The organism is Paenilisteria portnoyi, from assembly GCF_014322795.1.
In the GTDB taxonomy this organism is placed as follows: domain Bacteria; phylum Bacillota; class Bacilli; order Lactobacillales; family Listeriaceae; genus Listeria_A; species Listeria_A portnoyi.
The window spans coordinates 25,974-32,425 of sequence record NZ_JAASTT010000029.1 but is presented as its reverse complement, the minus strand read 5'-3'; the positions used below and the strand labels follow the sequence as shown (position 1 = coordinate 32,425).

Annotated in this window: 2 protein-coding genes and 1 pseudogene; all 3 read left to right on the top strand. The window is 39.9% G+C overall.

From position 1 onward, the window contains the following. Positions 1–140: 140 nt before the first annotated feature. Positions 141–1,580 carry a coiled-coil domain-containing protein gene (locus HCJ66_RS15210; RefSeq protein WP_187133907.1) on the top strand — a complete coding sequence of 480 codons (1,440 nt, stop codon included), beginning with the start codon at positions 141–143 and terminating at the stop codon, positions 1,578–1,580. Between the two features lie 587 nt (positions 1,581–2,167). Beyond that, positions 2,168–5,854: pseudogene (locus tag HCJ66_RS15205) on the top strand (RHS repeat domain-containing protein); the annotation flags it as partial. Beyond that, a complete protein-coding gene (locus HCJ66_RS15200; protein ID WP_187133906.1) occupies positions 5,841–6,167 on the top strand; it encodes a hypothetical protein in 327 nt (108 codons plus the stop codon). The pseudogene HCJ66_RS15205 and the gene HCJ66_RS15200, both read left to right, overlap by 14 nt. Positions 6,168–6,452 lie beyond the last annotated feature (285 nt).

Sequence of the window (6,452 nt, the reverse complement as noted above, 5' to 3'; positions counted from 1 at the left end):
TATCTGACACCAAATGCTTTTGAAAAAATAGCAAACTAATTCTATTTTATTTTGTCCAAGATATTGACATCACATCACAATTTCCAAGTGGTTGGAATATAAATGATATGTATTTCCAGATAAATATAACAGTCAATAGTGTGGAATATACAATTACAAGGCAAAAAAATATATTTAGAGTAAGCGATAAAGTTGAAGTAATGAATGTAAAAGAATACTCCGAGTGGTTACAGATAAAACTCAATTTCAATATGAAACTTGTGAATAAATGGACTAAAAATGTGCATGATGCGTACTCTACGGCATTAATTTTGCCATTTTATATTGATCAAGACGATTCGTGGGATGGGGCTATTTACAGGCAGATATCGGCTACGCTGGGGCAGTATACTAGTATTCCGGAAGATGTTTTTAAAAGTATTTTTTCTCTATCTACTTTGGAAATGAAAGAGCTGCAGAATTGCTTAACTAACTCTATTAAAGAGAAAAACGCATCAGAGTCAACAATAACGAATTTTTTTAAGATTGTTAAAGAGTATAAAGAAGAGCATTTAAATACGCCTTCTGTAACAAAAATTGACAAAGTAGCGCTAAACTACGATATTGACAAATATTTGCGTATGTTGAATGACTATAATGAACAGGCTACCAGGTATAAGGTGCAATTGTTAAATAAGCAGGAATCATTAGATTTACAAAAACAAGAATTGTCCGAACTAGAACAACTCCTAAAAATGAATAAAAGCAGATACCGCTCTATAGAAGGAGAATGTAAATACTGCCATTCTAATTTAACTACAGAGAAGTCTTTAACACGGCTTAACTTGTCAAATAATTTTTTTGAAATTTCGCTCCTGAAAGAAATTGTTGAAAAAAATATTAGGAACCTAACTATTGAAGTTTCTGATTTTAGAGCCCAACAAAATTTGATAGAATCTAAAGTTGATGAAATTAGCTCTAGAATACAAAAATCAAAAGAATTGCTGACTATTGATGAGTATGTGAAGGCAACTGCTAAAAATGAGGCAGTGAATGAGATGGAATCCTTGATTGATAAGCAGGTCGTGTTAAAAAGTAGTCTGGAAGAGGAGATTAAAGATTTAAGAAAGAAAATTAATGATTTGGACAAAGAGAAGAAAGAATTAAAAGAGTCTATAAATAAGACATACGCTACCTTACAATATGAAATAAAGATGATACTAACTGACACCGATATGGATGAGTTAAAGTTTTTAGAGTTCAAGAAGATAGCTGGTAGCGGTATGGATAAAAATAAAAAATATTTAGCTTATTATCTGGTTTATTTTAATTTGCTAAGAAAGTTCGGTTCGTATGAGATTCCATTTTGTATGGATTCATTTATTAAAAATGAAATCTCAGAGGATAATGCAAAGCAAATGTTTTCTGCTATTGAAGAGTTTTTCTTTTCTGATCATACCCAATCATTTTTCTCAATAGTTTCCGAAAATCTTAAGTATTTAAAATACCAAGACAGTTATAAAAAGGTCAAGGTTGATGGTAAAATCTTGTCTGAAGAAAGGTATAAGGATATCAGTTTAAGATTTAAACTAGATAATTGAAAATATCAGGCATTATTGTCCGACATCTACAAAAGACTTCGGGGTAATTGACATTTCTTTTTATAAAAGTCTAGAAATTAAGATATATAGGCATCTCAAATGAGACCGGTAAACATAAACTTACTGGTCTCATTTGCTGTCTAAAAGGTAGTCTATAAAATAGAAAAAACTAGACCATTATTTCATGTATCTGAGAATTAAATCTTGCTCGACTTGGATCTCTACTTTCCGTAAGAGTAGGGCGTACTGGCATAGTGCAGTGTTGGAACAGGTGAATGTATTTTGTTGAAGTTGTTGAGAAAGATACTCCAGTGTGGAAGTAAAAACAAGATGCAAGTTACCTACTGATTCTATTAATGGTGTTCCGATATCTTTACAGTCTTCGCCGACATTTTGAAAAAGAGAAGTATTTAAATAGTTTTGTTTCAATTGCTGGTAGGTTGTGCGAAAGAGTTGTGTGACTTCCTGCGTTCGCGTGCTGAGAAAACCATCCTATTCTTTTCGTTGTTCATACTCATCGGTTTTCGTATAATAAGTGGCGACCCAATAGCGAACGATGTTATCTATATTTTCTTCGAGATGCTTAAAAGTTGACGGCGATTTATGATCCGAAGCAGACAGAAGAAACACTGGTGAACGCGAAAGGCAAGAAGACGGTTTATACCTACAACCAGGCGGGAAATCCCGAGAAAGTGGTTGTGGACGCGGATGGCTTAAAGTTGAGCACGACGACGAGCTATGAGGCGAATAATCTGATTAAAGAAGTGAGTCCAAAAGGGCAAGAAGAGACGTATACGTATGACGCGGACGGGAATGTCACGTCGGTAACCGATCCTTATGGGACGGAGAATTATACGTATAATGAGAATAATGACGTGACATCGATGACGGATACCGAGAATAAAACAACGACGGTAGCCTACGATGATGCGGATGCGGTGTCGGAAACAGACCAATCTGGCGGCGCGACCTCGACGGTTTCGCAGTATGATAAGTACGGAAATGTGATCAAAGGAACCGCAGAACTAAGCACGGCGACTAATATTTTAGCGAATCCAAGTTTTGAGAAGGATTTGGTCGCGACAGAGTGGTTCTCGCAAGTGTACCAAACGGCGACGGGAACAGTAGCAATCGACAAAACCACATCGGCACCGGGCGGCGTGAGTGGAGCGGCTTCCTTGAAAATCACTGGGAAATCGACAGGACGCGGGTTTACAGCTGGGAAACAGATCGTGGAACTAGAGCCAGACTCGACGTATACGCTGAGCGCGCTGATCAAGACGAGCGATATGAAGGATACGAATGTGTTCTTTAACGTGGAACTGCATGACGCGACGGGCAAACGCGTGACGGATGGCGATGGTTGGCAGAGTAACCGTTACAGTGACATTAAAGCGAACCGCCCTTGGACGAAACGCCAGTTGACGATTAAGACGACGAAAACGACCGCGAAAGCCTACATTTTCCTAGAAGTGGAGCAAAATAAAGACACTGGCGGGACAGGAACGGCGTGGTTTGATAATTTACAACTCGAAAAAGGCGAGGCATCGGCGAACTTTAACCCAGTGCTGAACAGTAGTTTTGAAAATAGCACGGAATTGATGGCGACTGGCTGGTGGAGAGGTTCGACGGCGGGCGCGGATAAATTAGCGGTTGACGACACGGAAGGCTTCGCGGATGGCTCTTCAGCACGGATTGTGCGCACAGCAGTGACGGACGTGGACAGCAAGTACGGGCAAGAAATCGTGCTGAACCAAACGACGGCGAAAAACGTGACGGTGACAGCGATGTCGAAATCGGAAAACGTGGTGAATACGGCAGGCGGCGAGAAGCTGTCGAACGATTACGCGATCCTGGCCGAAGCGGTATTGAGTGATGGTGTCACGAAATCTTTCTACGCTCCATTTCCGACTGGCACGAATGAGTGGAATCGTAGTGCGGTGACGGTGAACGTGGACAAACCAATCACGCGCTTGAAAATCTGGACACTATTCCGCGGGAAGCATACAGGGAAAGCATGGTTTGACAATATGCGTGTGATTGACGGGGAAGTGTTGACGGAGAACACATATGATAGCGCGGGGAATTATGTGGTCGCGTCCTATGACGAAGAACACCGTAAATCCGCCTTCACGTATGATGTGTACGGCAACAAACTTACCGAAACCGATGAAAAAGGGAACACGAAGAAGTTAGAGTATAACGTCGATAATCAACTAACGAAAACGACCTTGGCAAATGGTACAGCTGTGGCGTATAAATATGATGACAATAGCAATACCACGGAGAAATTCGTAACGGCAGATGGCAAAGAACAACAAAATAGTTACACCTACGATAGCGACAACAAAGTCACGCAATTCACGGATGCCTTAGGTCGCAAAATCAGTTACGAATACGATGCCAATGCGAACCAAACAAAAGTCACGAAACCAAACGGCGACACCATCGAAAGCATCTATGATTCCGCAGACCGTGCAACAGGCGTGAAATGGAACGGTCAAACCGCTTTCAGTTTCCAATTTGACCCGAATGGTAATGAAACGAAAGTGACTGACGCATTATCTGGCATGATACGCGATAAAGCCTATGATGACGCCGATCGTATCACGAAGCAAACCGAACGCGGCGGCAGTGTCTCTTGGACATACAAAGATAAACCAAGCAAAGACAACAAAGGAAAAACCGACAAAATCAATGAAGTTGTTGTATCGCATGGTGCGCACAATTATAAAGCAACTTATGACTATAACGCCTTAGACCAAAATACAAAATTCAACGATGGTTCTCGCAACTATTTCCTTGATTATGATGAGTTCGGTAATGTAGACCAGTATATCAATGGAAATGGCGTTGGAACGAGCTTTAACTATGACGCCACACAAAAAGTACGCGAAATCAATATTGGAAACAAGCTGGGCGATAGTGTATTTGAAGAAAGCTACACGTATGATGCAGCAAGTAACCGAACAACGATCGACAATAAAAAAACAGGTAAAACAAGTTACGAATACGACGCCATCAACCAATTAACCAAAGAAACACTTCCAGATGGCACCGTCAAAGCCTATAGTTATGATGGTTTTGGTAACCGCACAAAAGTGACCGATTCGAGCAAGACAAAAGCCATCGATGCAAGTTATAATGATGGTAACCAGTTAACAACGTGGAATGGCGACAAGCTAAGCTACGATACAAATGGCAACCGTCTAAGCGATGGTAAATACACGTACACATGGGACACCGCAGACCAACTAACAGCCATCACGAAAAAAGGCGAGTCAACCCCATTCGCAACCTACACATACGATGACGATAATCGTCGCATTGAAAAAACAGTCAATGGACAAACAACCAAATATTACTATGATGGTGATAGTATTGACGTTCTGTATGAAACAGATGGTGCAGGGACGGTGCAACGCCAATATGTTTATTCCGATAGTAACGTTAGAATGGCCATGAAAGTTGGTACAAAAACAGTGTTCTATCACTACAACGCGCATGGTGATGTGGTTGCCCTGACGAATGAAGCAGGCGACACGGTGGCAGAATACAGCTACGACGCATGGGGGAACGTACTCAAAGCTACCGAGACGACCAATGAAGTCAAACAAAACCCATTCGGCTATGCTGGCTATACGTACGACAAAGAAATCGGCATGTACTACTTGATGGCTCGTTATTATGAACCAGAACAAGGCGTCTTTATTAGTGTCGATCCAGATCCAGGTGATGAAGATGACCCATTGATGATGAATGGCTATAATTATGCAGACAACAATCCTGTTATGCATATTGATCCAGATGGTCACTGGGTGTGGTTAGTTGTCAACGCTGGTTTTGCAGCCTATGATGGTTATAAAGCATATAAAAAAGGTAAAGGCTGGAAAGGGGTGGCAGCCGCTAGCGCTCTTGGTTTTGTTGGAGGGGCAAGGTTAAAAGCTGGGAAAAAGGCTTTTCGATTTGCTAAAAAGGCAGTAATTAAGGCGAAAAAATGGAATGTTTCCAGAAAGTGGTACGGAGGAACGTTTGGAAGTAAGCAGAGCTCACTAAACTATCATTATAGAAAGCATGTAGCGTGGAAAGGAAAAGCATCGTCCTTTAATAAAAAAGGATATACAAACGGGGCAAGGAGGTTTTATAAGAATAATAAGAAACTTCGTGAGAAGGTATTATTATCAACTGGGAAAGCTGGGTATAGAATAAAAAAAGGGAAAACATATGGAATATATACTAAGAGAGGAAAGATAGTTAGTTATGGAAAAAGATAAAGAAATCAAAGATCTTATTTCTGAACTATGGGATATGCAAAGAAATGATGAATCTTTATATTGCATAGAAGAGAGATATGGTTTAGATAATTTTATAATTGATTTTAATGAGTATGAAGATTCTATATATGGTATATACAATTCTTATACTACTTCAGGAAAAATAAACTTTCCGTTGCGCTTACAAAAAAATTTTTATCAGTGCAATCCCCAATATCAAGATTATGAGAACAGGCTTATAGATTTTGTTTCGTTTCAGAACAGATTAAAACTGATTGATGAATTAAGGTTGGCTTTGATAAAAAGGATTTAATGGAAATTATCTATAAGTAGATAATTAAAGAAGGGATGTGCTGAAAAAAGCGAGGCCTTATTTATTCTATAATATGACATTTATAAATATTTACACGAGCGGAAAGTTGAAGAGGATCATAGATGTGTCAGGCCGAAAAGTAAGCGTGATCTGTACTGGTGTTGACGGGTCTAGAGAATCAGGAAGTGACATTGGCGTATGGTGTATCGAAGTAAAAGACAGCGTCTATCATACCACGGCGAGGCAGAGATAGTTGTGTCCTGAACATACAAAGATAGCTAGGTT

Bases quoted from the DNA above. Each gene is read 5' to 3' on its own strand.
- HCJ66_RS15200 (WP_187133906.1), top strand. From the start codon at position 5,841: ATGGAAAAAGATAAAGAAATCAAAGATCTTATTTCTGAACTATGGGAT.